This is a genomic window from Ensifer oleiphilus (assembly GCF_013371465.1).
GTDB classification, from domain to species: domain Bacteria; phylum Pseudomonadota; class Alphaproteobacteria; order Rhizobiales; family Rhizobiaceae; genus Ensifer; species Ensifer oleiphilus.
Genome location: NZ_JABWDU010000003.1, coordinates 372584 through 399060, shown reverse-complemented (window position 1 = coordinate 399060; position 26477 = coordinate 372584). Strand labels below are relative to the sequence as shown.

The window sequence follows — 26477 nt, the reverse complement described above, 5'->3', positions numbered from 1 at the left end:
CGGGTCGCCAACCGTCGTATCGAGGGCGCTCCACATCCAGCAACCAACGCTTGCTGATGAGCAGCACTGCTCTGTGGTTGTTCGCAGCCACCGGCCTTGCACTCGGCATGGTCGCGGCCGTGCCGCTGGCGCAGGCGGCAGGCAAGGGCGGCAACGGTGGGAGCTCGGGCGGCGCCGGCGGCAGTGTCGATGGCAATTTGCAGGGCACGCCTGGCAGCAATGCGCCTATTGCCGGAAGCGGCGGCGGCGGCGGCGGTGGGCCGGGTGCGGCCGGTGGCACGGGAAGTCAGACAGGTATCGGGGATGCCGGCTCTGGCGGTTTCGGCGGGACCGGCGGCAGCCCGAACGGTGCGTCGGGTGGAAATGGCAGCGGCAGCGGCGGACATTATGGCGGTGGCGGCGGCGGGGGTGGCGGTGCGCACGGCAGCGTCGGCATCGCAGCCGGTCGCGGTGGCGATGGCGGCTCCTCGTCGAACGGCGACGGCGGCGGCGGCGGCGGCGGCGGCTACGGCCGGATTATTGCCGCTGGCGGCACGGACAGCATAACGGGCACGCCCGTTTCAGGCGGACAGGGTGGCAACGGCGGCAATGGTGGTGCAGCGACGGGCGGCATCGGACTTGGCGGCAGCGGTGGTGACGGCGGCGATGGCGCGGCACTGGTCAATGGTGGAACATTGACGGTGAACACCAACGTGACGGGCGGTGCCGGTGGCAACGGTGGTGCAGGCGGTCAGCTGTCAGAGAAGCGCAATGGCGACGGCGGCCACGGTATCAGCGCGCTGAACGGCGGTACGGTGAACGTAAACGGCACTGTGTGGGGCGGTCTGGCCGGAACGGGCGGGACAGGCGGCGTGGGCGGTTCGGGCCTCTTCGGACGCGATCTGATTGTGAACCTGGGTGCTTCCGGCTCCATCAACGGGCAATCCGGTGGCAATGCCATGACCTTTGATGGCGGCGCCAACACATTCCGTTTTCTGGCCACGTCCCCCGGCCTTTTTGGCAACATTGCAATCAACAATTCCGCCAGCCTGACGATTGAGCAGAGCAGCAACGGTAGTCTGAGCAGTGCGATTACGGGCAACGGGTCGCTTAGCAAAACCGGCAGCGGCACGCTGACACTGGGTGGGATGAACACCTATACCGGTGCAACGTCGATCGCGGCGGGCGGTACGCTTGCCCTGTCCGGCCAGGGCCGGATCAACGCCTCAAGCGGCCTGACGGCCGACGGCGTCTTCGACGTCTCGGCGGCGGGCGCACCGTCGGTAAAGTCTGTTGTCGGCAGCGGCCAGGTGGAGCTCGGCACCAAGACGCTGAATATCACCAATGCGACCGGTACGTTCTCCGGCGCGATCAACGGCAGCGGCGGCATTTCTGTCAGTGGCGGCACACAGGTGCTGACCGGCGCGAATACGTTCAGCGGTCAGGCGGGTATCAATATCGGCTCGACGCTGCAGATCGGTGACGGCGGCGCGGGCGGCTCGCTCGTATCGAACATTCTCAACAGCGGCGCGGTGGTCTTCAACAGTTCCAGCAACTCGACCTATGGCGGCTCGATCACCGGCAATGGTACGTTCTCGCAGATCGGTAGCGGCACGCTGACGCTGACGGCCAACAACAGCACGGCTGGCGCGGTGACAATCGGGTCGGGCAGCACGCTGCAGCTCGGCAATGGCGGCACGACAGGCTGGATCGGCGGCAGCGGCAATTTTCTAGGCCCGATCACCAACAACGGCACGCTCGTTTACAACCGCTCGAACGATGTCAGCCATGCTGGCACGATCAGCGGCAACGGCACGATTTCGCAGGCCGGAACCGGCAAGCTGACGTTGACGGGCGACAATTCGCTGTTTGCAGGCGCAACGTCCGTGACGTCGGGCACGGCCTATATCAACGGCCAGCTTGGCGGCAACGTCAATGTCGGCTCCGGCGGTACGCTCGGTGGATCGGGCCGGATCGGCGGCGGCGTCACCGTCAATGGCACACTTTCCGCCGGCAACAGCCCGGGCACGCTGACGATCGGTGGTGACCTGACGCTCAATGCCGGCTCCACGTCTGTGTTCGAGCTGAACGCACACGGCCTCGTCGGCAGTGCCGGCAACAACGATCTGGTGAAGGTCGGCGGTAACCTGACGCTCGGCGGCGTGCTGAATGCTCAGGTGGCGTCGGCCGGTTATTACCGGCTGTTCGAATATGACGGTTCGCTCACGGGCAGTTTTGCTGCGACGGCTGCGACATCGACGGCGCCGAGCTTCACGGTTGCCAGCCACGAGGTCCAGACGGGCATTGCCAAGCAGGTCAATCTCTCTGTGCTCGGCACTGGCCAGACGATGCACTTCTGGGATGGAGTGGACACGACCGGCAACGGCGCGGTCAACGGCGGCACCGGAACCTGGTCTTCGACAGGGACCAACTGGACCGGCCCGTCGGCGCGTTCCGGCATCAACGGCAGCTTCGGCGGATCGGTCGGCGTGTTTGCCGGTACGAACGGCGGTGCCGTCAACGTCGTCGGCACGCAGAGCTTCGACACGCTGCAGTTCTCGGCGACGACCGGTGGCACAGGCTACACCCTCAATGGGGATGCGCTTACCTTCAACCCGGCAAGCGGCACAGCGGCAATGATCAATGTCGGCAGTGGCGTTTCAACCACGATTGGCTCGGTGCTGCAGGATGGCGGGACTGGTCGCGGGCTCAACAAGGTCGGCAACGGCACGCTGACGCTGACGGGCGCGAACACCTATACCGGCGCGACGAGCATCAACGCGGGCGGTACGCTGGCCCTGACCGGACAGGGCAGCATCAACACCTCGAGCGGCCTGACGGCCAACGGCATCTTCGACGTCTCGGCGGCCACATCGGCGCAGATCAAGTCGCTGAGCGGCAGCGGCCAGGTGGTGCTCGGCAGCAATTCCCTTGATATCAACAACGCCACCGGCACATTCGCGGGCGCGATCACCGGCACCGGCGGCGTCAATGTCGCGGCTGGCACACAGGTTCTGACCGGCGCCAGCACCTATACTGGCGCGACGACGATCGCGGCGGGCGGTACGCTTTCGCTTTCGGGTCAGGGGCGGATCAACACCTCGAGCGGTCTGACTGCCAACGGCACCCTCGACATCTCGGCGGCGGGCGCGCCGGGGGTCAAGTCGCTTGTTGGCAGCGGCCAGGTTGTGCTCGGCAGCAAGTGGCTGGCCATCAGCAACGCGGCCGGTACGTTCTCCGGCGCGATCACCGGCGCCGGCGGCATTTCCGTCAATGGCGGCACCCAGGTTCTGACCGGTGCCAACACCTTTACCGGCAGTGCGGTGACGAGTACTGGCGCGACGCTGCAGATCGGCGATGGCGGCGCGGGTGGCTCCATCGTCTCGGACATCTTCAACAACGGTGCCGTGGTCTTCGATCGTTCCGGCAACTTGGCCTATGGCGGCTCGATCACTGGCGACGGAACGTTTTCTCAGATCGGCGCGGGCACGTTGACGCTGACGGCAGACAGCAGCACGGACGGCGCGGTAACGATCGGTGCGGGCAGCACGCTGCAGCTCGGCAATGGCGGCACGACCGGCTGGGTCGGTGGCACGGGCTCGATCGCCAACAACGGCGCGCTCGTCTACAACCGCTCGAACGATGTAATCTACGCCGGCACTGTCTCGGGCAACGGCACGTTGACCCAGGCGGGCACGGGCAAGCTGACGTTGACGGGCGACAATTCGCTGTTCAACGGCGCAACGTCGGTGACGTCGGGCACGACCTACGTCAACGGCAAGATTGGCGGTAACGTCAATGTCAGCACCGGCGGCACGCTCGGCGGGTCGGGCGAGGTCGGGGGCGATGTCACGGTCGATGGCACGCTTTCGGCCGGCAACAGTCCGGGCACGTTGACGATCGCTGGCGATCTTACACTCGGCGCTGGATCCACGTCGGTGTTCGAGCTGAACACGCCCGGCCTCGTCGGCAGCACCGACAACGATCTGGTGAAGGTGGGCGGTAACCTGACGCTCGGCGGTGCGCTGGACGCTCGGGTGGCTTCGGCCGGTTATTACCGGCTGTTCGAATATGACGGTACGCTCACGGGCAGCTTTGCAACGACGACTGCCACATCGACGGCCCCTAGCTTCACTGTTGCCAGTCATCAGGTCCAGACGGCCATCGCCAAGCAGGTCAATCTGTCGGTGCTCGGCACCGGCCAGACGATGCAGTTCTGGGACGGTGCGGACACGACAGGCAATGGTGCGGTCACCGGCGGCACCGGTACCTGGACGTCTGCCGGCACCAACTGGACCGGCGACCCGCTGAATGCCGGCGTCAACGGTACCTTCGGCGGATCCGTCGGCGTGTTTGCCGGCGCCACCGGCGGCACCGTCAACGTCGTCGGCACACAGAGCTTCGACACGCTGCAGTTCTCCGCGACGACCGATGGCAGCGGCTATACCATCAACGGTGGCGTGCTCGCCTTCAATCCGGCGAGCGGCACGGCGGCGACGATCAATGTCGGCAGCGGCGTGACGACGACGATCGGTACGGTACTGCAGGACGGTGGAACTGGCCGCGGCCTCAACAAGGTCGGCACCGGCACGCTGACGCTGACGGGCATGAACACCTACACGGGTGCAACGAGCATTGCTGCCGGCGGCACACTGGCGTTGTCAGGCCAAGGCCGGATCAACGCCTCAAGCGGCTTGACGGCCGACGGCACCTTCGACGTTTCCGCGGCGGCTTCTGCACAGATCAAGTCGCTCGCCGGCAGCGGGCAGGTGGTGCTCGGCAGCAAGACGCTGATCATCAACAACGCTACGGGCACGTTCTCCGGTGCGATCAACGGCACCGGCGGCATCTCGATCGGTGCTGGCACGCAGGTTCTGACGGGCACCAACGGCTTTACCGGCGGCGCCGGCATCTCCCAGGGCGCAACTCTGCAGGTCGGCGATGGTGGCACGGGCGGTTCTCTGGCATCCAATGTCACCAACTACGGCGCGCTCGTCTTCAACAGCTCCGCCAACACGACCTATGCGGGCTCGATCAGCGGCCCCGGCTCGTTCTCGCAGATCGGCATGGGCACGCTGACGCTGACGGCAAACAACAGCACGTCAGGCGCGGTAACCGTTGGCACGGGCAGCACGCTGCAGCTCGGCAATGGCGGCACGACCGGTTGGATCGGCGGTTCCGGCAATTTCCTCGGCTCGATCGCCAACAACGGCGCGCTGATCTACAACCGCTCGAACGACGTCACCTATGCCGGCACGGTCTCGGGCAACGGCACTCTTTCTCAGGCAGGCACGGGCAAGCTGACCCTGACGGGCGTGAACACTTTCACCGGCGCGACAGACATCAAGTCGGGTGACCTGATCGTCAACGGCTCGTTGGCGAACTCCAGCCTGACCACGATCCGGCGCGGAGCGCGTCTCGGCGGCACCGGTACGCTTGGCAACACCACGATCCAGGCCGGTGGCGTCCATGCTCCGGGCAATTCGATCGGCACGCAGACGATCGCAGGCAATTATACCAACAACGGCGTTCTGCAGATCGAAGGCACGCCCACAGCCACCGACAAGCTGATCGTTTCGGGCAGTGTCGATATCTCCGGTGCTACGCTCGACCTCCTGCTTTCCCCCAACACGGCGGCGAGCTGGAACCCGATCAACGGCCCGTTCATTCTCATCGACAAGACGAGCTCCGGGGCGATCACCGGCACCTTCGCGTCGATCGTCGACAACCTGGTGTTCCTCGATCCGACCGTCGATTACAGCGGCGGCGATGGAAACGACCTGTCGCTGAAGCTGAGCCGCAACGATCTCAGCTTTGCCAGCGTCGGTCAGACCCGCAACCAGATCGCCACCAGTGCCGCTATCGACCGCTTGGGCCTGGCCAACCCCGTCCTCAACGCCATTGCCTTTTCGGCAACGCCCGAAGCGGCACGTAAGGCTTTCGATCTGCTTTCCGGCGAGGTTCACAGTTCCTTCCAGTCGATCCTGGTCGAGGATAGCCGGTTCCTGCGCGACGCGGCAAACGATCGTCTGCGTACGGTCCTCGGGGCCGTCGGCGCCAAGCAATCGCCCGGAAGCACAGCGGTCGAAACGGGCGAGCTCGCCCTGTGGTCCCAGGGATTCGGTTCCTGGGGACGCTGGGATGGCGACGGCAACGCGGCCAAGGCAGATCGATCCATCGGCGGCTTCTTCGTCGGCGCCGATACGCAGGTGGACGAATGGACCGTCGGCGCGCTTGCCGGCTACTCGCGCTCGTCGATGGATGTCGACGCGCGGTACTCCTCTGCAACATCCGACAATTATCATCTTGGGCTCTATGCCGGCGGACAATGGGGTGACGCTTCGCTGCGCACGGGTGCAGCCTATAGCTGGCACGACATCGAGACGAACCGCTCGATTTCGTTCCCTGGTTTCTCCGATCGTCTAGACGCCGACTATAATGCCGGCACCGGCCAGGTCTTCGGAGAGTTTGCCTATGCCGTCAAAACCGGGTCGGTCGATTTGGAGCCGTTTGCCAATCTTGCCTATGTCCACCTCAACCGCGACGGCTTCGCCGAAAGTGGCGGGGCAGCAGCGCTCGTTGGCAAGGATGCGTCGCAGGATACGACGTTCACCACACTGGGTCTGCGTGCAGCCACCAGCTTCGACCTCGGCGGCGTGTTGGCTACGGCGCGCGGTACGATCGGCTGGAAGCACGCCTTTGGCGACACGCTGCCGCTGTCGTCGAACGGGTTCTCGTCAACGAGCACCTTTGTCATCGCCGGCATTCCGATCGCCGAGAATGCAGCGGTGCTTGAAGCCGGCCTGGACTTTGCGCTTACGCCGGAGGCCAATTTCGGACTGACCTACGCCGGACAGTTCGCCAGCGGCGTCAGCGATCAGACGTTCAAGGCAAACCTGAGCCTCAAGTTTTAAGCGATCGCAGCCGAACAGCCGCCTGTCGAGGTCATGTCTGACGTTGACAGGCGGCTTTTCTTGTCCGAAACGGCGGCTCGGGCGCATGAGTGCCGGCCGCAGCAAACGCCACCGTCTCCGCTCAGCGCGGCCGTTCGGATACCATCCACACATGCGTCCACGGGGTACGCGGACCTCATGTCGTGCTGTGGGCTCGTCTGACAATTGATTGCAATGACGACCTCGGCCAGTTCGGCGCTCCCTCGGATCGCGGGCCAACGCCATCCGCGTTTAAAGCGCGTCGCGATCTTTCAGATTCGCTTGGCGCGCTTTAAGGTCTTGTTTTCACGCATCTCGTTAGCGCAAAACAGCTGCACACTTTTGCGCGATATGCTTTACGCTCCGAGCTTCGTGCGCTCCGCAAGCCGCCATGCTCTGGGTGTCATCCCGGTCTGGCGCAGGAAGAAACGGGAGAAATAGGCGGGATCGGCAAAGCCCAGCCTGAAACTGATTTCCTGGACGCTACCGCGGGTGAAAACGAGCTCACGTCGGGCTTCGTCTGTCAGCTTGCGCGCGATGATTTCGTGCGCGCTCTGGCCGGTGACGCTGCGGGCGATACGATTGAGATGGGTTGGCGAGAGGCCAAGTTCGCGTGCATAGAACGCCGCCGGCTTGTGTGCGCGGTGGTGTTGCTGGACAAGGCCCAGGAAGTGCTCGACGCGCCGTTCGTCTTGCGTGTCGGCGGCATCGTCCTTGACCGGATGCGCCTCGCCGAGGCGGGCACTCAGCGTCAACGCCGACGTCAGATAGGCGTCGAGCAGGTCGGTGCGGTGGCTCCGGTTGGCCTGCCATTCCGCCCCCAGCCGGGCAAGCGTCAACGCCACATAACGGCCGTCTTCGTTGGTGTCGAGGCGGGTTACGCGTGGTGCGGCCATCCAGGCGCCAAGGCGGCTGCGCTCGCCGGGTGATACCCTGAGGTTCGAGGCGAGGACGGTGAAGACGAACCCGTCGATATCTCGGGAGAAACGGAACCCATGGCTGGTTGCCGGCGGCACGGTGATCATCACCGGCGGGCGAATGGCGTGCACCGTGTCGCCGAACACCGCATCTCCCGACCCGTCGCCAATGTACAAGATCTGAAAGAAACTCTCGTGACGATGCAGCCCGATCTCCCAATGGTGCAGGCTGCTGCGCGAAGGGATCGTTTCGCAATGCAGCCAGAAATCTGGCCGTTCTCGCGTTTCTTCGCCATAAAGCTCGTAGGTCGGGATATGTCGTTTCATCGTGTGCATCCGTCAACGATGTTCGATTAGTGCAATTTCTTGGCCGAAATGTCCATTGAGGCCAAAGGCGCTCCCGCGCAAGATTTTGTCAAAAGTCAGTTTCGGGAGGAAGGCATGCGCACACAGGTCGTCATCATCGGTTCCGGCCCATCGGGCCTTCTGCTTGGGCAATTGCTGACCGGTGCGGGCATCGACAATGTCATTCTCGATCGCGTCAGCAAGGACTACATTCTGGGCCGGGTGCGCGCGGGCGTGCTGGAGGAGGGTACGATTCACCTCATGGATCGAGCCGGATCCGGCGCTCGCATGCACGCCGAAGGTCTGCCGCATGATGGCTTTTCGCTGGCCTTCGATGGCCGCGATCACCGCATCGACCTTCACGAACTGACCGGCGGCAAGCGGGTCATGGTCTATGGCCAGACGGAACTGACGCGCGACCTGATGGAAGAGCGTGCGCGCACCGGCGCCCCGTCGATCTACGCGGCCGCAAATGTCGTGCCGCATGATTTCGATGGCCATGCGCCCTGCGTCACCTATGACCTGGACGGCACAACGCATCGCATCGATTGCGACTTCATCGCCGGTTGCGACGGCTTTCACGGGATTAGCCGCAAGTCGGTTCCCGAAAAGGCGATCCGATCCTTCGAGAAGATCTATCCCTTCGGCTGGCTCGGCATCCTTGCCGACGTCCCGCCGGTCAGCCACGAACTGATCTATGCCAACCATCCGCGCGGGTTTGCGCTTTGTTCGATGCGCTCGCAAACCCGCAGCCGATACTATCTTCAGTGCGCGCTCGACGAGAAGGTCGAGGCGTGGACCGATCAGCGCTTCTGGGACGAACTGAGGCGGCGACTGCCGGCCCACCACGCCGAGGCGCTCGTAACCGGGGCGTCATTCGAGAAGTCGATTGCACCTCTTCGCTCCTTTGTTGCCGAGCCGATGCGTTTTGGACGGCTGTTCCTCGTCGGGGATGCGGCCCACATCGTGCCGCCCACCGGCGCCAAGGGCCTGAACCTTGCGGCGAGTGACGTGCACTATCTCTTCGAAGGGCTGCTGGAACACTACCAGGATCGCTCGAATGCCGGCATCGACGCCTATTCCACACATGCGCTGGCAAGGGTCTGGAAGGCGGTTCGCTTTTCCTGGTGGATGACCACAATGCTGCATCGTTTTCCGGATACCGGCGATTTCGACCAGAAGATCCAGGAGGCGGAGCTCGACTATCTCACGCATTCGCGCGCAGCCTCGACGGCTCTTGCGGAAAACTACGTCGGGCTGCCGTTCTGAAGCGGGCTCTTTGCGGCGAGATCGCTGCGAAGCATGCCGTAGAGGGCGGTGTCCCATCTGACATCGCCGACCCTGGCGGAAGACCGCCGCACGCCTTCCTCGATAAAGCCGAGTTTGAGATAGGTGCGGATCGCAGCGGTATTGAAGGTGTAGACGTTGAGTTCCAGCCGCTCGAAGCGAGCGTCTGCGAAGAACCGTTCGATGATGCGCTGGAGGAAAGGGTGGGCGAGGCCCTGTCCGCGGAACCCTGGATTGATCGCGACACGGCTGAGGCGGCCGACGCCATTGTCCCAGTCGAGCGCCACCTGGGCGTGGCCGGCAAGCTCGCCATCGACAACGCCGGCAAACATCCAGCGCGCCGGTGGATCGCCCAAGGTCGAAGCGTACATCTCTACGAGCTGCGCCGCATCGAGCGGAAAGCCGAGCCCCGGCCCACCCCACTGGGTGAGCGCTTCGGCGGTCGGAAACCAGGTGCCGAGCTCTGCGGCATCTTCGAGGAGGAAGGAGCGAAGGGAGATCGGCACGGCGGATGGCGTTTCTGTAATGGAGTTCTGTGTCGTCGCATTCTTGCGTTTGAGGAAGCGTTGTAAAGTGGTGTTTTGCCGTTGGCGTCTGCGCTTGCTGCGGTCCACCGTACGCCTTTTTTGCCTATTTTGTTCGGCGCGCGCCCCCGGGCTTGTGATTGCACATCTTCGTTGAAACAGGCGCGGTGCGTCAATGAATGTCATCTCTGCCGTCACCAGCAGCTTTGGAAGAGGCCTGGCGGAACGGGTCGGCCGCAGCTTTGGCAGTTTTGTCGAGCGCGCGCAGAAAGCAGCGCCTACCCCCATTGTTGATGCTGGTGCGGACAGTTGCGTCGTTTTCGGCAAAGGGCTTGGTCGTGAAGGCGATGATTTGCACGCAGCATTCCTCCGGGCGGCCAAGAAGTGCGCGACGCCATTCGGAAGGTTCAGGAGGGCGCCACCATGGACCTTGCCGCTGAAATTGGCCATGTCGGGCGTCATGAAAACGACCATTCCAAGCTCGCTGGTATCGTGTCCGGCTTCCACGTTGCCTCCGTCTTGGACGATTGCGGCGCTTAAGGGCCGATAGAACCAAAACTTTGTAGTCTACCGACCGGCAGGGCAAGTCGGCATCGTCGACGATTTGGCCGCCAAAGAAAATCTTTGGATGCCTCCCTCGACGGCAGCCATGAACGAGTTGGCGTTCCTGAAAGCCTGATTGGCGACTGTTTCAAGCCGATTTTCGCATTTGATACCTCGAATTTGCTATTCTGATTAGGTGCGGAGATGGCTGGCCGTTGTGTTACTATCAAATGGTCTGATTTCTCTAGGTGCAGTGAAGGCAGCCAAATTCGGGAACAAACCCGTCCCGAGTGTGTTTTCAAACAGCGTAGTGGCCGTATCAGAAGTCTGACTTTCGGCGGCCGCAGGAGGGTTCAATGAGGACCAGCGACGGCGATGTATTCGACGTATTTTCAAAGACGTACGCGAGTGGAGTGCAAGAGAAAGTAAGCTTACAGGAATATCTCCTGGCCTGTCGCGACGATAAGAGCATGTACGCCACGGCGCCGGAGCGCATGGTTACCGCGATCGGCGAGCCCCAGCTGATTGATACGAGCGCGGATGAGCGCTTGGGGCGGATTTTCGCTAACCGAACCATCAAGGTTTACCCCTCCTTCTCTGACTTCTATGGAATGGAAGACACGATCGAGCGGATCGTTGGCTACTTCCGATATGCCGCGCAGGGGCTCGAGGAACGCAAGCAGATCCTTTACCTGTTGGGGCCGGTAGGTGGCGGCAAATCGTCTCTTGCCGAACGCCTCAAGAAGCTGATGGAGCAACAGCCGATATACACGTTGGCGATCGACGGGAAGATAAGCCCCGTCTTTGAATCGCCCCTCGGTCTGTTCAGCCGCGATCACATGGGGGATCTTCTCGAAGACAAATACGGAATTGCAAAAAGGCGGCTCACCGATTTGGTGTCGCCCTGGGCGGCCAAGCGGCTAGACGAAATCGGCGGCGACATTTCGAAGTTCAGCGTCGTAAAGCTCATGCCGTCACGTCTGCGCCAGATCGCCATCGCCAAGACCGAACCGGGTGACGAGAACAACCAGGATATTTCTGCGCTGGTAGGTAAGGTCGATATCCGTCAATTAGAGAATTTCAGCCAAGCCGACCCTGACGCCTATTCTTATAGCGGCGGGCTCAACAGGACAACGCAAGGGCTCCTCGAATTCGTCGAAATGTTCAAGGCGCCGATCAAGGTTCTGCATCCACTGCTCACCGCCACGCAGGAAGGAAGCTACAACGGCACCGAGAACTTCGGAGCCTTTCCCTATCAGGGCGTGGTACTTGCGCATTCCAACGAGTCGGAATGGCTTCAATTCAAGCACAATAAGAACAACGAGGCCTTTCTCGACCGAATACTGGTCGTCAAGGTTCCCTATTGCCTTCGTGTCACGGAGGAACGGCTCATCTATGAAAAGCTGCTACGCGAGAGCGAACTATCCGAGAGCCCGTGCGCGCCCGAAGTGCTGGAGAACCTTAGTCGCTTTACGGTGGCGACGCGTCTCTCTCTGCACGAAAACTCGCCGACCTACACAAAGATGCGGGTCTATGACGGCGAAAACCTGAAGGACACCGATCCCAAGGCGAAGTCCCTGCAGGAGTATCGCGACGCCGCAGGCGTCGATGAGGGCATGACCGGTGTAAGCACCCGCTTTGCTTTCAAGGTTCTGTCGGAGACCTTCAACTACGACACTAAGGAAGTCGCTGCCGATCCGGTTCACCTGATGTATATCCTTGAACAGGCTATCCGGCGGGAGCAATTTCCCAAAGAGATCGAAGCGAACTATCTCGATTTTATCCGCTCGGAGCTCGCCGCTCGCTATGCGGAGTTCATCGGTCACGAGATCCAGAAGGCCTATCTAGAATCTTATAGTGAGTATGGTCAGAACCTGTTTGACCGCTACATCGCCTACGCGGACGCCTGGCTCGAGGATCAAGATTTTAAGGATCCCGATACAGGCCAAATCCTAAATCGCAACGTTCTCGATGGCGAGTTGTCACAGATCGAAAAGCCTGCAGGAATTGCTAACCCCAAGGATTTCCGCAATGAAGTTGTAAAGTTCACTTTGCGTACCCGCGCCAGGAACAACGGGCGCAACCCTGCCTGGACCAGCTACGAAAAGCTCCGGGAAGTCATCGAGAAGCGCATGTTCGGGCAGGTCGAGGATCTTTTGCCGGTCATCAGCTTCGGCTCGAAGAAGGACAGCGCGACCGAAAAGCAGCACGCTGAGTTCGTTGAGCGCATGACCGAACGGGGCTATACCGTACGTCAGGTCCGGCGGCTCGTCGATTGGTACATGCGGGTCAACAAGGCCGGTTGATGATGCCGATGCGGGGGACGGGAAAATGCCGAACTTTATCGATCGCCGGCTTAACCCCAAGGACAGGAACCTCGGCAACAGGAAGCGCTTTTTTAAGCGAGTCCACGATGAGTTGAAGCGGACCATCAGGGATCAGATAAGGTCAGACAAGATCACCGATGTGGACGCCACCCACGGCGTTCCGATCCCGAACCGGGGAGCAGACGAGCCTAGTTTCCGGCATTCGAGCAACAGTGGCGATCGGCAGTATGTCCTGCCCGGAAACGAGATTTTTTCGCCGGGAGACCGACTTGGTAAACCGAATGCCGGCGCCGGTGAAGGGGGCGGCGCTAAACCTGGCCGGGGCGAACACGCGGACGATTTTGTTTTCCTGCTTTCGCGCGAGGAAGTGCTCGATCTTTTTTTTGAAGATCTTGAGCTTCCGGATATGGTGAAACTGAGCCTGAGGGAGACCGTCAGATACAAATCCCATCGCGTCGGGTTTTCGACGGTGGGCACTCCTAGCAACATTAATGTTGGTCGAACGATGCGCAATAGCTTCGGTCGGCGCATGGCCCTGCGCCGCCCGAGCGAGAAAGAATTTCAGGCGCTTGTTGACGAGATCGCGGCCCTGAACGGGGAAAACCAACCATCCTCACAACAGCGCCACAGGCTCTCGCAGGCGCGCGAAGAACTGGAAGCGCTTGAACGGCGGCGGCGGCGTATTGCCTATGTCGATCCCGTTGACGTGCGGTTTAATCGTTTCGAACGTCAGCCCTTGCCGAATGCGAGCGCGGTGATGTTCTGCCTGATGGACGTCTCGGCCTCGATGGGTGAACGCGAGAAGGACCTTGCCAAGCGCTTCTTTGTTCTCTTGCACCTGTTTCTTAAGCGCCGTTACGAGCGGATTGACATCGTGTTCATTCGCCACACGGACGAAGCGCGGGAAGTTGACGAGGAGACGTTTTTTTTCAGCAAGCAGAGTGGAGGCACTGTTGTTTCCACGGCGCTTGAGGAAATGCTGCAGGTCATTGAGGATCGCTATCCCTCGAACCTTTGGAACATATATGCAGCCCAGGCCTCCGATGGCGACAATGCCAACGGTGACTCGGAGCGGTGCGCCGAACTTCTGCGGGGATCACTCATGCGTCTGTGCCAGTATTACGCCTATGTCGAGATCATAGACGAGCGCGAGAGCGGAATATTCGGCTCGACGGACAACGGCACCTCACTCTGGCGCGCCTACCGCAAGGTTGATAGCGCGGTGCCCAATTTCCAGATGACGCGGGTTTCAAGACCCGCCGACATCTACCCCGTCTTCCGAAAACTTTTTGCCCGGCATCAATCCGGTCAATTGAGCAGGTGAGGGGACGCGCGAATGGCAAGACGGCCAGTCTCAAGTCTGCTGTTCGACGGTTCCGAATGGAATTTTGCGACACTTTCGCGCGCCTATGATGCGATCGAGGCGATTGCGATCGGTGAGATGGGACTAGATGTCTATCCGAACCAAGTCGAGATCATCTCCTCCGAGCAGATGCTCGACGCTTATTCGTCCGTCGGCATGCCGCTGATGTATCAGCACTGGTCGTTTGGCAAGCGCTTCGTTTTCGAAAGCCAACTCTATCAAAAAGGCTATCGCGGGCTGGCGTATGAACTCGTGATCAACTCCAATCCCTGCATCACCTATCTCATGGAGGAGAACACAATGCCGATGCAGGCGCTGGTCACCGCGCATGCTGCCTTCGGTCACAATCACTTCTTCAAAAACAACTATCTGTTCCGCCAGTGGACGGATGCAGGCGCCATCCTCGGCTACATGGACTTCGCCAAGAAATACATCGCCAAATGTGAGGAGCGGCACGGCCTTAGTGCGGTGGAGGAAATCCTCGATTCGGCTCATGCTTTGCAGGATCACGGCGTATTCCACTATCGCCGTCCCCCCCGGCTCTCATCGGAAAAGGTGACGGAGCGTGCGCGGGAACGGCTGGAATACGAGGAGCAGACATATAGCGACTTGTGGCGGACGCTGCCAGCGGCAGGTGGAACATCCGATATCGAGGAGACGGAGCGCGAGGCGTTGGAACGGAAGAAGACGCTTAACCTTCCCGAGGAGAACCTGCTCTATTTCCTCGAGAAGCACAGTCTGATCCTTGAACCCTGGCAGCGCGAGATCTTGAGGATTGTTCGCGTGATCGCGCAATATTTCTATCCGCAAAGTCAGACCAAAGTGATGAACGAGGGCTGTGCGACCTTCGTCCACTATTCCATTATCAACAGACTGTTCGACCAGGGTAGAATCAGTGAAGGCGCAATTCTGGAGTTGCTGGCGAGTCATACCAATGTTGTCTTTCAGCCGGGCTTTGATAATCCCCGCTTCAACGGCCTCAACCCTTACGCGCTGGGCTTTGCGATGATGCAGGACATCGAACGCATCTGCACCACGCCGACGCAAGAGGATCGGGACTGGTTTCCTACCATTTCCGGCAATGGCGACCCGATGGGCACGCTGATTGACGCCTGGGAAAACCATCGCGATGATTCCTTCATTCTGCAGTATTTGAGCCCGGCGGTGATCCGCAAATTTCGCCTGTTTCATCTCTCTGACCGCGCGACCAACAAATTTTGTGAGGTCACTTCCATCCATGACGAGCGGGGCTATTCATCCGTGCGCGCCGCGCTCGCTCGGAACTATGACCCTGTGGCAAATAGACCGGAAATACAGGTGGTTGATGTCGATCTGCTTGGCGATCGGCAACTTCGATTGAAGCACGTGGTCAAGAACGGCCTCCTGCTGGAAGAAAACAATCGCGACGCGACGATTGCCCACATCAGCCGGCTTTGGGGATATGATGTGAGCCTGGCGGGTATCGATGCTTCAACCAGCAAAGTGCTCTATGAATGTTCATCCGCACAAACGTGACCGCAAAGCAAGCAGTCATCGTGGGCAATCTTTCATTACTTTTCATGGGCGCCAGTTAGGCGCGGCCTTAGGGTTGGCCGTGAACTCCGGACACGCCTAATCTACCGGAGGACGAGTTTTCGCGGTATTTCCGGTCTGTCCTCAGACCCGTACAAGCGCGCATCCGGTTGACGTTCCAAGCGGCTGCAAAATGATCTCGCTTTTGCGTGCCGTCCGGCCACGTGCGTTAGTCAAGCAGGATGCGGTTGGACGGCGAAAGCCAAATCCCGCGACGGTCAGCCAGTGAGAAGCCTTGAGCGATCATGCTGCTGGCGACGGTGACCCGCTCATGCCGCGCCGACCGTCGCTATCGAGGTAATTCCTATCGCGGCGGTGGCGATCAGGTATTGTCTGTTCGCTGGCTTGGCCAGAGAGCTACGCGCCTAGCCTCGTGGGTGAGGCGATGTAGAAGGCAGCTGGGTACTTCCGACCGCCGTCATGGTTTCTGGGAGATGTCCGATGCCGCCTCGCGGATAGTTTGCATGAGGATGGCGAGCGGTAACGATGGCACGGAGTCGGCACGCATTGTCAGGCCGACCGGGCCCTTGGTCTCGCTGGTGTCGATCGGCAGGATCGCAAGCGTGCCGTCATCGATATCGCTGGCGACCACACCCGCCGAAATGATCCAGATCGCATCGCTGGTGCGCACAAAGGCGCGGCCGAAGGCATCGGACACGGTTTCGATCTGGTTGGGTAGGCCCGGTATGCCGTTGGCGATCAAAAAATGCTCGACGAAGGGGCGAATGATCGAGGCGCGTGTCGGCATCAGCACCGGGTAGTCGCCAAGATGCGCGAAAGCCGATTGCGTGCCGGAAAGCAGGGGATGCCCGGCGCGAACGGCAAAGACCACCTGTTCGGAATAGAGATGCTCGAAGGAAAAACCGGTCATCTTTTCGGGCGCCGCCAGGCGGCCGACGACGAGGTCCAGATCGCCGACGCGCAACTGTTCGAGAAGCACGGCATTTTCGCCGGTGACGATCTTGATTCTGGCGCCGGTGTCTTCCTTCAGAAAGAGCGACATCGCCCGCGGCATGATGCGCGTTGAGACTGTCGGAAGGGCGCCGATGCGCACCGGGACGCCATCGCCGGAACGCTCCTGCGAAACCGAATCGAGGCCCTGGCGAAGCGCCGTCAGCGCCGCGCCGGCGTGGCGAAGAAAGACCTCGCCATAACGGGTGATCTTGATGCCGCGCCCCTCGCGCTCGAAAACGGCGACGCCCAGGACTTCTTCCAGCTCGCGGATGGTCTTGGTAACAGCGGGCTGACTGACATGCAGGAGTTCGGCCGCCTTCATCACGCTCTTCTGGCGAGCGACCTCGACAAACGTCTGCAGATGACGAAACTTGACCCGGGCGTCGACCATCGAATTCATAACCCTTGAGTTAATGGAATGCCGTGAAATATCATTTTACCTAACCAGATTAAACAGACAATTTGGTTGCAGAGGAGACGTGCCGTGCAGTTTGCCCGCATCAACGACATTACCATCCACTATCAGGTCATCGGCGCCACGGCCGAGCGGCCGGTATTGGTCTTTGCCAATTCGCTGGGTACGGACTTTCGGATCTGGCGTGATGTCATCGTGCGTCTTGCCGGCGACTATGCGATCGTTCTTTACGACAAGCGCGGCCACGGCCTCTCCGATATCGGCCCCGTCCCTTATGCAATCGAAGACCATGCCAACGACCTGGCCGGCCTTCTCGACATGCTCTCGGTCAAACAGGCGATCATCTGCGGGCTTTCGGTCGGCGGGCTGATCGCCCAGTCGCTCTACCAGCAGCGCCCTGATCTCGTGCGGGCCCTCGTCCTATGCGACACCGCCCACAAGATCGGTACAGCAGAGCTTTGGGCGCAGCGCATCGCCGCGATAGAGGAGCACGGTATTGAGGCGATCGCCGACGGCATCCTCGAACGCTGGTTCACGCCCGAGTTCCGACGCCCGGAAAATGCGGCGTTGATCGGCTATCGCAACATGCTGATCCGCCAGTCGGCGACGGGTTATGCCGCCACCTGCGGAGCGATCCGCGACGCCGACTATACGCAAGCGGCGGCCCGCATCGCCGTGCCCGTCCTTTGCGTCGTTGGCGACCAGGATGGCTCGACGCCGCCGGACGTGGTGCTCGCAACCGCTCGCCTCATACCCGGCGCCCGTTACGAGGTCATCCGCGACGCCGGCCATATCCCCTGCGTCGAAAAACCGGAGGCTTTGACCGCCGTATTGCGGGCCTTCTTTGAAATTGTAATGCATGGAGACAAGAGCCATGAATGATGCCTTCGCGCCCTCCGACCGCTATCGCCAGGGCATGGCGACCCGGCGGGCCGTTCTTGGCGACAACCATGTCGACCGGGCGCAATCGACTTCCACCGATTTTGACCGGCCATTCCAGGAGCTGATCACCGAGGCCGCCTGGGGGCACGTCTGGTCGCGTCCGACCTGGACCAAACGCGAGCGGTCGATCGTGACGATTGCGCTTCTGGCAGCACTTGGCCAGGACGAGGAGGTTGCCATGCATGTGCGCGCCACGGCCAATACCGGCGCCACGCGCGACGACATCTGCGAGGCGCTGCTGCACGTGGCGATCTATGCCGGTGTTCCCGCAGCCAACCACGCGATCAAGATCGTCAAGCAGGTGTTTGCGGAAATGGACGCCGGCGAGGCGGCCTGACGGGAGAACGAGATGTCCGACAGAGCAGACCGGAAACCCGAGACCGGCGCCTTCTTTCCGCGCGACAGAAACTGGCACGCGCCGGCACTGACGCCGGGCTACAAGACTTCCGTGCTACGCTCGCCTCAGAAGGCGCTGTTGTCGCTCGATGGCACGATCTCCGAAATCACCGGACCGGTGTTCGGCCATTCGATGCTGGGCGAACTCGACAACGACCTCATCCACAATTTCGCCAAGCCGGGCGAAAGCGCGATCGGCGAACGCATCATCGTTCACGGGCGGGTGCTCGACGAACGCGGACGGGCCGTTTCCGGCGCGCTTCTCGAATTCTGGCAGGCCAATGCCGGCGGGCGCTACCGCCACAAGAAGGAAAGCTATCTCGCAGCGCTCGATCCGAATTTTGGTGGTTGTGGTCGCACCATCACAGACGAGCAAGGCTTTTATTCCTTCCGTACGATCAAGCCCGGTCCCTATCCCTGGCCGAACGGCGTCAACGACTGGCGTCCGGCCCACATCCACTTTTCGGTTTTCGGCCACGGCTTTGCACAGCGATTGATCACCCAGATGTATTTCGAGGGCGACCCGATGATCTGGAAGTGTCCGATCGTCAACACGATTGCCGATCGCCGTGCGATCGAACAACTGATCGCGCCGCTCGACTGGGCCAATACCATCCCGATGGACGCGCGAGCCTACAAGTTCGATATCATCCTGCGCGGTCGTCGCTCGACGCTGTTTGAAAACCGCATGGAGGGCAACTGATGGTCCAGGCGCTCGATTACCTCAAGGAAACAGCTTCGCAGACGGCTGGCCCTTATGTGCATATCGGTCTCACGCCGAATTTCTGCGGTATTGGCGGCGTCTACGATACCGACCTCGGCACGACGATGGTCAGCGAACGGACGCTTGGCGAACGCATCACCGTCAGCGGTCGGGTGCTCGACGGTACAGGAACGCCGCTCAAGGATGCGCTGGTGGAAATCTGGCAGGCGGATGCGGCCGGCCTCTACAACTCACCGTCGGAGTTGCGCGGTGCGGCCGATCCGGCTTTCTCCGGCTGGGGACGCTGTCCGACCGGCGGCGAAGATGGCGCTTTTCGGTTCGAGACGATCAAGCCGGGTCGTGTCCCGTTCAAGGACGGCCGGCCGATGGCGCCGCATATCACCTTTTGGATCGTCGCGCGCGGCATTAATGTCGGCCTGCACACGCGGATGTATTTCCCCGACGAAGCGGAGGCGAATGCCGCCGATCCCCTGCTTTTGCGCGTCGAACACCGGCACCGCGTCGCTACGCTTGTCGCGACCGGCAGCGCCCCTAGTTATATGTTCGACATTCACCTGCAGGGTGAGAAGGAAACGGTCTTCCTCGACATCTGAAACCGGAATGTCATGCCTGGGGCCGGTCCATTGCATCCCGGTGCGTGGATGGCCCAGACGAGAATGAGGCATTCCGTTCAAGCGCCGGCGTCCATCGCGGCAATCATCGGGGGGACCATGACCTATTCCGCTTTCGATCATCCCTATCTCTCCGGGCTTCTCGGCGATGAGGCGGTCGCGGCCGAGTTTTCGACCGCCGCCGACATTCATGCCATGCTTTCTTTCGAGGCCGCGCTCGCGCGTGCGGAAGCTATCCATGGCGTGATACCGGAAAGTGCTGCCGACCGGATCACCGAGGCTTGTCGCGGCTTTTCTCCCGACGTGGCAGCACTCCGGCGGGGCATGGCGGTTGATGGCGTTGTGGTCCCCGAACTCGTGCGGCAATTGCGGGCCACCGTCGGCGGCGAGGCGGCAGCGCACGTGCATTTTGGCGCGACCAGCCAGGATGTCATCGATACCAGCCTGATGTTGCGCATGAAGGCCGTTGCCGAGCTGTTCGCCACCCGCCTCGGCGATGTCGTGTCGGTTCTGGAAGAGTGCGACGACCAATGGGGAGAGCGGACGTTGATGGGCCGCACACGCATGCAGGCAGCGATACCGATCACCGTGTCAGATCGGCTGCGGACCTGGATCGAACCGTTGCTCGATCACAAGGATCGGCTGGAGGCGATGGAGCGCGACCTCTTTGCCGTCCAATTCGGCGGCGCGGCGGGTACGCTCGACAAGTTGCAGGACAAGGCGGAGGATGTGCGCGCGACGCTCGCCGAGGAATTGGCACTTGCCGACTTTCCGCAATGGCACAGCCAGCGTTCGGAAGTTGCCGATTTCGCCAATGCGCTGTCGCTGGTCACCGGCAGCCTCGGTAAATTCGGGCAGGACATAGCCCTGATGGCGCAGCAGGGCGATGAAATCGAACTGGCTGGCGGTGGCGGATCCTCGGCGATGCCGCACAAGCAGAACCCTGTCGCAGCCGAGGTTCTGGTGGCGCTTGCCCGCTTCAACGCGACCCAGCTGTCCGGCGTCCATCATGCATTGGTACACGAGCAGGAGCGCTCCGGTGCCGCCTGGACGCTCGAATGGCTGATCATGCCGCAGATGGCAGGTGCAACGGCAGCTGCCCTGAGGCTCGCCGCCGAGCTTGCCGGCAATATCAGGCGTCTCGGATCTGCTTGAGCCCCAGGAGGCTGTCGGCTAGCCTTTGTTGGCGGCCATGCACTGCTTATCCAACCGTTTGAGGAAGACGGTGATTTCGCGCGCCACCTGCAGGTCACCCTTTTGCTGGGCGACGGCTCGTCCCTCGGTCCAGATGCGCAGCGCCTCTTCGATGCGGTTGAGTTTCAGCATCGCCGCGCCGCGCAATTTCCAGGCGGCAGAATAGGTGGGGTCGAGCTCGATCGCGCGCTGGAGATGGACGAGTGCGGTCTCTGCGTCCGCCTCCTGTAGGCAGATGCTGCCAAGCGTGAAGCGCAGAAGCGCGTCGTCGCGGCCGTCATCCAGAAGTTTTTCAAGCACCTGTCTCATGGTCGCTCCCCAACGGACGTTCGTTCGCGCGGCTCAGATCGTCGGGCACGCGGCACGGGATGGCAATGGGCGCCCACCGGATGGTGCGGCAAAAGCTGCCGATCTGTCGAGTGCCTGATATTGCCGCTCGCTCCACAGAAGGGGCTCGGCATAACCGCCGGTTTCCGTGGCGATGATGGTTCCGATAAAGAGGCGGTGATCGCCAACGAGGATGGAGGCACTGAGCATGCAGTCCAGTCCTGCCGCAGCCCCGAGAAGACGCGGGCGGCCGGAAGGCCAGTCGGCCCAGACGCCCACGAGATAGCGGCTTGCCGCCGCGACCCGGCCGGCAAAGGCATCGGCAACCAGCTCCTGGCCCTGGGCGAGCATCGCCAGTGAAAACCCATCCTGTTTCGAGATGGTGTCCGCCAGCGCGCTGTCGGCCTTGATCGACACGACGATCGACGGCGGGTTTGCCGAGAGCGAGAAGACGGCCGTTGCCGTACGACCCAGGCATTCGGTCCCGCTGCCGGAACTGACGACGCAGACTGTCGATGCCAGCCGCGCCATGGTGTCGGTGAACTGGGGTCTGGTGACGGCGCGCTCCGCGTGGGCGGCGATATCGACTGTGGCAGTCTGGGGCATGGGGTGCATTCCGGCTGGGATGGGGCGCGGCGCCACTGAAGCGGCGCCGCGGCAGCGGGGGTCAGGCGGACTTCAGTTCCGCTTCGGCGAACTCATAGTTCGCCAGGCGGTCGAGGAAGTTGCTGACATAATCGGGGCGGCGATTGCGGAAGTCGATGTAGTAGCTGTGTTCCCACACATCGAGGCCGAGCAGCGCCCTGCCTTCATTGGTGGCGACCGGGTTCGAGCCGTTTGCCGTTTTCGTCACCTTGAGCTTGCCGCCGGCATCGAGCACAAGCCAGGCCCAGCCGGAACCGAACTGGCTGGTGGCCGCCGCCTTTAAGGCGTCCTTGAAAGCGGCAACGCTGCCGAAATCTTCGACGATCTTCTTCTCAAGACCGTCCGGGATGCGGCCGCCCTTCGGCGAGAGATTGTTCCAGAACAGGATGTGGTTCCAGTGCTGCCCGGCATTGTTGAACACCGGTGCCAGCTCGGCCTTGCCGTTGGCGTGACGGATGATGTCTTCGAGTGAAAGCCCGGCAAGCGCCGGGTCCTTTTCGACGAAACCGTTAAGCGCCGTGACATAGGCCTGGTGGTGCTTGCCGTGGTGGAATTCCAGCGTCTCGGCGCTCATGCCGCCTTCGGCGAGCGCACTGACGGAAAAGGGGAGGGAAGGCAGTTCGAAGGCCATGGTTGAAATCCTCTTCAGCCGGATCAAACGCAGCGACTGTCTTGTGCGAAAACCATCCGGCGTGTATTTAACAAGACAATTCTTTGTAAATCTGCGGCCGATAATATGTCAAGCGACCACTTGTTAAATTCAAATCAGAGCCAGGGACGGTCGCCGGCCGAACGCATCCTGATGGCGCTGAAGTTGCGAGGGCCGCAGACGGCGCAGGCGCTCGGCAAGCAACTGGCGATATCGGGCGAGGCGGCGCGCCAGCAGCTCGTGCGCCTCTCGGAAGATGGCCTTGTCAACTCCTGGTCGGAAGCGCGCGGCGTCGGTCGTCCCTCGCAGTTCTGGGGGCTTACCGCTTCGGGCCATGCGGAATTCCCCGATACTCACGCGGAACTGACCGTCCAGCTGCTGCGCACCATCCGCCAGACGCTCGGGGAAGCGGCGGTAGATCGCATCGTCGCGGCGCGCGAGGAGGAGACGCGAACCGGCTATCGCGCAGCGCTCGAGGGTGCCGAAAGCCTCCAGGACAGGGTGGAAAAGCTCGTGCGCCTGCGGACGGCCGAAGGCTATATGGCGGGATACGAGGAGGCGGGCGACGGTACCTTTCTCTTTGTCGAAAACCATTGTCCGATCTGTGCCGCCGCCGCCAGCTGCCAGGGCTTCTGCCGAGCGGAGATCAACGTCTTTCGCGATATCTTGGGCAAGGACGTTGCGGTCGAGCGCACCGAACATATTCTCGCCGGCGCGCGCCGTTGCGCCTATGTCATTGCTCCGACAGCCATCGAAGGCGGCGCCTGACGGCAACTGTTCTGGCGCGACATTCCCCGCATGGCTCCGACCATAATGCCGAGTAAAAGTCGGGTGTCAGATGTGCGCCGATGGAACTATGAGGCTTTCGAAACGCGCTTCCTGTCCATGAAACACAGCAACGGCATGGCTGGCCGGATGCTGGCTGCATCCGGCGCCATCACATACAGGTGTCAGCGCGCGCCCATGCGCAACGCGCCGTCGAGGCGGATGACTTCGCCGTTCAGCATCCGATTTTCGCAGATATGCTGGACAAGGGCTGCAAACTCCTCCGGTTTGCCGAGGCGCTGGGGGAAGGGAACGCTCTTGCCGAGCGAGTCCTGAACCTCCTGAGGCATGCCGGCCATCATCGGCGTTTCAAAAATGCCCGGTGCGATCGCGACGACGCGGATCCCGTGTCGCGCGAGTTCGCGGGCAATCGGCAAGGTCATGGCGACGACACCGCCCTTCGAGGCGGAATAGGCGGCCTGGCCGACCTGCCCGTCGAAGGCAGCGACGGAGGCGGTGTTGATGATAACGCCACGCTCGCCGTCTTCGTCAGGCGCTTCCTTTTCCATCGCGGCGGCTGCCAGCCGAACCATGTTGAAGGTGCCGATGAGATTGATGCCGACGGCGCGGGCAAAGCTGTCGAGGCGGTGAGGGCCTTCCCGGCCGAGCACCTTTTCGCCCGGCGCGATGCCGGCGCAATTCACCAGCCCATGGAGATGGCCGAAGGAACCGACAGCCGCGGAAACTGCCGCTTTGCCATCAGTCTCACTGGTGACGTCGGTCTTGACGAAAAGAGCATTGTTTCCGAGCGCTTCGGCCATTGCCCGCCCGGCGTCTTCGTTGATGTCGGCAAGCACCACGCGCGCGCCGTTGCCGTGAAGCAAGCGGGCAACGCCGGCGCCAAGGCCCGAACCGCCGCCGGTCACAATGAAGACTTTTCCGTCGATCAGCATTCCAGAACTCCTCCCAAATCGAACTCCGCAGCCATTCGGCGCTAACCGCCAATGACATGACGCGGAGCCCACCGCCATCAGGCGTGACGGCGCGACGTTAGCGCCTTTGAAACGCGGCGGAAATCGGCCGGCGTGATTTTTGGTTCTAGGCTGCAGAGAAAATGGCCCGCCCGTCTACCGGGTCAGCGGCAAAGTCCGCGCCTGCGCCGTGCGCAATACGCGCCGCCGAGGGCTGGCCAAAAGAGCCGCGATGGCTTAAAAGCAGCCCCGCATCCGGTCGCAGCCCACCCGGTCAAAACAAGGGATCCACATTTATGAGAACTATCGTCATCTGCTCCGGCGGATTGGACTCCGTTTCGCTCGCGCAGAAGATTGCGGCGGAACAGGAACTCGTCGGCCTGCTTTCCTTCGATTACGGCCAGCGCCATCGCAAGGAACTCGACTTCGCCGCTGCCTGCGCCCAGCGCCTTGGCGTACCCCATCAGCTCATCGACATCACCGGCGTCGGTCGGCACCTGACCGGATCGGCATTGACCGATGATATCGACGTGCCCGATGGCCACTATGCCGAGGAAACGATGAAGGCCACCGTGGTGCCGAACCGCAATGCTATCATGCTGGCGATCGCATTCGGCCTTGCCTCGGCGCAGAAGGCCGACGCCGTTGCCGTTGCCGTCCATGGCGGCGACCACTTCATCTATCCTGATTGCCGGCCGGGCTTCATCGATGCATTCCAGAAGATGCAGGACGAAGCGCTCGATGGCTATGGCGCCGTCAAGCTTTACGCCCCCTACGTCGATGTTCCCAAGGCGGCGATCGTTGCCGATGGCGCCAGGCATGGCACCCCCTTCGGCGAGACCTGGTCCTGTTACAAGGGTGGTGAGCGCCATTGCGGGCGCTGCGGCACCTGTGTCGAGCGGCGCGAGGCTTTTCATCTGGCCGGCGTCGAGGATCCGACCGAGTATGCCGATCCGGATTTCTGGCGCGCCGCCACCAGCCGCTTCTCGGCAGAGGAGATCCGCTGATGTACCGCATCACCAAAGAGTTTCATTTTTCCGCCTCGCACCAGCTGAGCCATCTGCCCGCCGATCACCAATGCGCGCGGCTGCATGGGCATAACTACATCGTCGAGGTCGAGCTTGCCGCCACCGATCTCGATGAAAATGGCTTCGTGCGGGACTATCATGATCTGGCACCGCTCAAGCGCTACATCGATGGCAGTTTCGACCATCGCCACCTGAACGATGTGCTTGGCCATGACCGCGTAACGTCGGAATGCCTTGCCCGGCATTTCTATGCCTGGTGCAAGGAGCGGCTGCCGGAAACATCGGCCGTTCGCGTTAGCGAGACGCCGAAGACCTGGGCGGAATACCGGCCATGACCGGTGCCGCGATCCGCGTCAGCGAGATCTTCGGGCCGACGATCCAGGGCGAGGGGGTGCTGATCGGTCAACCGACAGTTTTCGTGCGCACTGGCGGCTGCGACTATCGTTGTTCCTGGTGCGATACGCTGCACGCCGTCGACACCGAATACCGCGAAGAGTGGCGGCCGATGTCGGTCGACGACGTCTGGAGCAGGGTCAAACGGCTCTCCGGCGGCGTGCCGCTCACCGTGTCGCTTTCAGGCGGCAACCCCGCCATCCAGCCGCTCGGCCCGCTGATCGATCGCGGCCACAGAGAGGGCTATCGCTTTGCGCTGGAGACGCAGGGCAGCGTCGCCAGGGATTGGTTCGCCAGCCTCGACGTGCTTGTCCTCAGCCCGAAGCCGCCATCGAGCGGGATGGAAACCGACTTTGCAAGACTGGACGACTGTCTTTCGATGGTCGCCGGCGGGCCGATGACGGTGCTCAAGATCGTCGTCTTCGATGATCGTGACTATGCCTATGCCAAAGAAATGGCGCGGAGATACCCGGCGCTGCCCGTCTACCTGCAGCCGGGAAACCACACGCCACCACCGCCGGAAGACGACAGCGCGACAGTGGATGTGGACGGCATCATGAACCGCATGCTCTGGCTGGTCGACAAGGTGACCGGCGACAAATGGTTCGATGCGCGGGTGTTGCCGCAGTTGCATGTCCTGTTGTGGGGCAATCGCCGCGGCGTTTGAGTATGGG

The 26477-nt window shown here is 61.7% G+C and carries 22 protein-coding genes and 1 pseudogene; 14 read left to right on the top strand and 9 right to left on the bottom strand.

Features of this window, described 5'->3' with window-relative positions; genetic code table 11:
* The first annotated feature begins 56 nt into the window (after positions 1-56).
* Positions 57-6893, top strand: a complete 6837-nt coding sequence (locus tag HT585_RS14540; protein ID WP_176353612.1) for an autotransporter domain-containing protein — start codon at positions 57-59, stop codon at positions 6891-6893.
* A 374-nt stretch (positions 6894-7267) separates the two neighbouring features.
* Here the strand turns inward: HT585_RS14540 and HT585_RS14535 are convergent, their stop codons facing one another.
* Complete coding sequence (locus HT585_RS14535; protein ID WP_176353611.1) at positions 7268-8155, bottom strand: helix-turn-helix domain-containing protein; 888 nt, start codon at positions 8153-8155, stop codon at positions 7268-7270.
* Between the two features lie 114 nt (positions 8156-8269).
* On the opposite strand from HT585_RS14535, the gene pobA reads away from it, so the two are divergent.
* A complete protein-coding gene (gene pobA / locus HT585_RS14530; RefSeq protein WP_176353610.1) occupies positions 8270-9442 on the top strand; it encodes a 4-hydroxybenzoate 3-monooxygenase in 1173 nt (390 codons plus the stop codon).
* On the opposite strand, the gene HT585_RS14525 is transcribed toward pobA, so the two are convergent.
* The 3 genes and pseudogenes from HT585_RS14525 to HT585_RS31740 form a co-directional block, all read right to left on the bottom strand.
* A complete protein-coding gene (locus HT585_RS14525; protein ID WP_210270420.1) occupies positions 9421-9966 on the bottom strand; it encodes a GNAT family N-acetyltransferase in 546 nt (181 codons plus the stop codon). The two genes, pobA and HT585_RS14525, sit on opposite strands and share 22 nt — an antisense overlap.
* A gap of 190 nt (positions 9967-10156) precedes the next feature.
* Positions 10157-10342, bottom strand: a complete 186-nt coding sequence (locus HT585_RS14520; RefSeq protein ID WP_176353297.1) for a hypothetical protein — start codon at positions 10340-10342, stop codon at positions 10157-10159.
* An 11-nt stretch (positions 10343-10353) separates the two neighbouring features.
* Positions 10354-10458, bottom strand: a pseudogene (locus tag HT585_RS31740) (acyl-CoA thioesterase); the annotation flags it as partial.
* Positions 10459-10883: 425 nt separating this feature from the next.
* Between HT585_RS31740 and HT585_RS14515 the strand changes: the two are divergent.
* From HT585_RS14515 to HT585_RS14505, 3 genes are read left to right on the top strand one after another with little or no spacing between them, the layout of a single operon-like run.
* Positions 10884-12833, top strand: coding sequence for a PrkA family serine protein kinase (locus HT585_RS14515; RefSeq protein ID WP_176353609.1), 1950 nt, complete (start codon positions 10884-10886; stop codon positions 12831-12833).
* Positions 12834-12858: 25 nt separating this feature from the next.
* Positions 12859-14178: a YeaH/YhbH family protein gene (locus HT585_RS14510; protein WP_176353608.1), complete on the top strand. Its 1320-nt coding sequence runs from the start codon at positions 12859-12861 to the stop codon at positions 14176-14178.
* 12 nt (positions 14179-14190) lie between these two features.
* Positions 14191-15732, top strand: coding sequence for a SpoVR family protein (locus HT585_RS14505; RefSeq protein WP_176353607.1), 1542 nt, complete (start codon positions 14191-14193; stop codon positions 15730-15732).
* 475 nt (positions 15733-16207) lie between these two features.
* On the opposite strand, the gene pcaQ is transcribed toward HT585_RS14505, so the two are convergent.
* Positions 16208-17134 carry a pca operon transcription factor PcaQ gene (gene pcaQ, locus HT585_RS14500; protein ID WP_176353606.1) on the bottom strand — a complete coding sequence of 309 codons (927 nt, stop codon included), beginning with the start codon at positions 17132-17134 and terminating at the stop codon, positions 16208-16210.
* Between the two features lie 93 nt (positions 17135-17227).
* Here pcaQ and pcaD point away from each other — a divergent pair, with 93 nt between their 5' ends.
* From pcaD to HT585_RS14475, 5 genes are all read left to right on the top strand, one after another.
* A complete protein-coding gene (pcaD, locus tag HT585_RS14495) occupies positions 17228-18040 on the top strand; it encodes a 3-oxoadipate enol-lactonase (RefSeq protein ID WP_176353605.1) in 813 nt (270 codons plus the stop codon).
* Complete coding sequence (gene pcaC, locus HT585_RS14490) at positions 18033-18437, top strand: 4-carboxymuconolactone decarboxylase (protein WP_176353604.1); 405 nt, start codon at positions 18033-18035, stop codon at positions 18435-18437. Before pcaD ends, pcaC begins: the two co-directional genes overlap by 8 nt.
* Positions 18438-18449: 12 nt before the next feature.
* Positions 18450-19199, top strand: a complete 750-nt coding sequence (gene pcaH / locus HT585_RS14485) for a protocatechuate 3,4-dioxygenase subunit beta (protein ID WP_176353603.1) — start codon at positions 18450-18452, stop codon at positions 19197-19199.
* A complete protein-coding gene (gene pcaG / locus HT585_RS14480) occupies positions 19199-19813 on the top strand; it encodes a protocatechuate 3,4-dioxygenase subunit alpha (RefSeq protein ID WP_176353602.1) in 615 nt (204 codons plus the stop codon). The genes pcaH and pcaG overlap by 1 nt, the downstream gene beginning before the upstream one ends.
* Positions 19814-19930: 117 nt before the next feature.
* On the top strand, positions 19931-20986 hold the full coding sequence (locus tag HT585_RS14475; protein ID WP_176353601.1) for a 3-carboxy-cis,cis-muconate cycloisomerase: 1056 nt from the start codon (positions 19931-19933) through the stop codon (positions 20984-20986).
* Positions 20987-21004: 18 nt separating this feature from the next.
* Here the strand turns inward: HT585_RS14475 and HT585_RS14470 are convergent, their stop codons facing one another.
* The 3 genes from HT585_RS14470 to HT585_RS14460 all read right to left on the bottom strand — a co-directional run bounded on the left by HT585_RS14470 (position 21005) and on the right by HT585_RS14460 (position 22628).
* Positions 21005-21334: a tetratricopeptide repeat protein gene (locus tag HT585_RS14470; RefSeq protein WP_176353600.1), complete on the bottom strand. Its 330-nt coding sequence runs from the start codon at positions 21332-21334 to the stop codon at positions 21005-21007.
* Between the two features lie 33 nt (positions 21335-21367).
* Positions 21368-21958 (bottom strand): flavin reductase family protein, encoded by a 591-nt coding sequence (locus HT585_RS14465; RefSeq protein ID WP_176353599.1) that lies wholly within the window; start codon positions 21956-21958, stop codon positions 21368-21370.
* A 61-nt stretch (positions 21959-22019) separates the two neighbouring features.
* Positions 22020-22628 (bottom strand): superoxide dismutase, encoded by a 609-nt coding sequence (locus HT585_RS14460; protein WP_176353598.1) that lies wholly within the window; start codon positions 22626-22628, stop codon positions 22020-22022.
* 171 nt (positions 22629-22799) lie between these two features.
* Here HT585_RS14460 and HT585_RS14455 point away from each other — a divergent pair, with 171 nt between their 5' ends.
* Positions 22800-23414 (top strand): helix-turn-helix transcriptional regulator, encoded by a 615-nt coding sequence (locus HT585_RS14455; RefSeq protein ID WP_210270446.1) that lies wholly within the window; start codon positions 22800-22802, stop codon positions 23412-23414.
* A 182-nt stretch (positions 23415-23596) separates the two neighbouring features.
* Here HT585_RS14455 and HT585_RS14450 read toward each other — a convergent pair whose 3' ends face one another.
* Positions 23597-24364, bottom strand: a complete 768-nt coding sequence (locus HT585_RS14450; protein ID WP_176353596.1) for a 3-hydroxyacyl-CoA dehydrogenase — start codon at positions 24362-24364, stop codon at positions 23597-23599.
* 314 nt (positions 24365-24678) lie between these two features.
* Between HT585_RS14450 and queC the strand changes: the two genes are divergently transcribed.
* From queC to queE, 3 genes are read left to right on the top strand one after another with little or no spacing between them, the layout of a single operon-like run.
* On the top strand, positions 24679-25389 hold the full coding sequence (gene queC, locus HT585_RS14445; protein WP_176353595.1) for a 7-cyano-7-deazaguanine synthase QueC: 711 nt from the start codon (positions 24679-24681) through the stop codon (positions 25387-25389).
* Entirely contained in the window at positions 25389-25745 is a 357-nt protein-coding gene (queD, locus tag HT585_RS14440) for a 6-carboxytetrahydropterin synthase QueD (protein WP_176353594.1), read from the top strand. Before queC ends, queD begins: the two co-directional genes overlap by 1 nt.
* Positions 25742-26470 (top strand): 7-carboxy-7-deazaguanine synthase QueE, encoded by a 729-nt coding sequence (gene queE, locus HT585_RS14435; RefSeq protein ID WP_176353593.1) that lies wholly within the window; start codon positions 25742-25744, stop codon positions 26468-26470. The genes queD and queE overlap by 4 nt, the downstream gene beginning before the upstream one ends.
* Positions 26471-26477: the final 7 nt, after the last annotated feature.

Excerpts from the sequence above, each read along its gene's own strand:
- HT585_RS14540 (WP_176353612.1), top strand. The coding sequence starts at position 57 with ATGAGCAGCACTGCTCTGTGGTTGTTCGCAGCCACCGGCCTTGCACTC.
- HT585_RS14535 (WP_176353611.1), bottom strand. The coding sequence starts at position 8,155 with ATGAAACGACATATCCCGACCTACGAGCTTTATGGCGAAGAAACGCGA.
- pobA (WP_176353610.1), top strand. The coding sequence starts at position 8,270 with ATGCGCACACAGGTCGTCATCATCGGTTCCGGCCCATCGGGCCTTCTG.
- HT585_RS14515 (WP_176353609.1), top strand. The coding sequence starts at position 10,884 with ATGAGGACCAGCGACGGCGATGTATTCGACGTATTTTCAAAGACGTAC.
- HT585_RS14510 (WP_176353608.1), top strand. The coding sequence starts at position 12,859 with ATGCCGAACTTTATCGATCGCCGGCTTAACCCCAAGGACAGGAACCTC.
- HT585_RS14505 (WP_176353607.1), top strand. The coding sequence starts at position 14,191 with ATGGCAAGACGGCCAGTCTCAAGTCTGCTGTTCGACGGTTCCGAATGG.
- pcaQ (WP_176353606.1), bottom strand. The coding sequence starts at position 17,134 with ATGGTCGACGCCCGGGTCAAGTTTCGTCATCTGCAGACGTTTGTCGAG.
- pcaC (WP_176353604.1), top strand. The coding sequence starts at position 18,033 with ATGAATGATGCCTTCGCGCCCTCCGACCGCTATCGCCAGGGCATGGCG.
- pcaH (WP_176353603.1), top strand. The coding sequence starts at position 18,450 with ATGTCCGACAGAGCAGACCGGAAACCCGAGACCGGCGCCTTCTTTCCG.
- pcaG (WP_176353602.1), top strand. The coding sequence starts at position 19,199 with ATGGTCCAGGCGCTCGATTACCTCAAGGAAACAGCTTCGCAGACGGCT.
- HT585_RS14475 (WP_176353601.1), top strand. The coding sequence starts at position 19,931 with ATGACCTATTCCGCTTTCGATCATCCCTATCTCTCCGGGCTTCTCGGC.
- HT585_RS14470 (WP_176353600.1), bottom strand. The coding sequence starts at position 21,334 with ATGAGACAGGTGCTTGAAAAACTTCTGGATGACGGCCGCGACGACGCG.
- HT585_RS14465 (WP_176353599.1), bottom strand. The coding sequence starts at position 21,958 with ATGCCCCAGACTGCCACAGTCGATATCGCCGCCCACGCGGAGCGCGCC.
- HT585_RS14460 (WP_176353598.1), bottom strand. The coding sequence starts at position 22,628 with ATGGCCTTCGAACTGCCTTCCCTCCCCTTTTCCGTCAGTGCGCTCGCC.
- HT585_RS14455 (WP_210270446.1), top strand. The coding sequence starts at position 22,800 with ATGGCGCTGAAGTTGCGAGGGCCGCAGACGGCGCAGGCGCTCGGCAAG.
- HT585_RS14450 (WP_176353596.1), bottom strand. The coding sequence starts at position 24,364 with ATGCTGATCGACGGAAAAGTCTTCATTGTGACCGGCGGCGGTTCGGGC.
- queC (WP_176353595.1), top strand. The coding sequence starts at position 24,679 with ATGAGAACTATCGTCATCTGCTCCGGCGGATTGGACTCCGTTTCGCTC.
- queD (WP_176353594.1), top strand. The coding sequence starts at position 25,389 with ATGTACCGCATCACCAAAGAGTTTCATTTTTCCGCCTCGCACCAGCTG.
- queE (WP_176353593.1), top strand. The coding sequence starts at position 25,742 with ATGACCGGTGCCGCGATCCGCGTCAGCGAGATCTTCGGGCCGACGATC.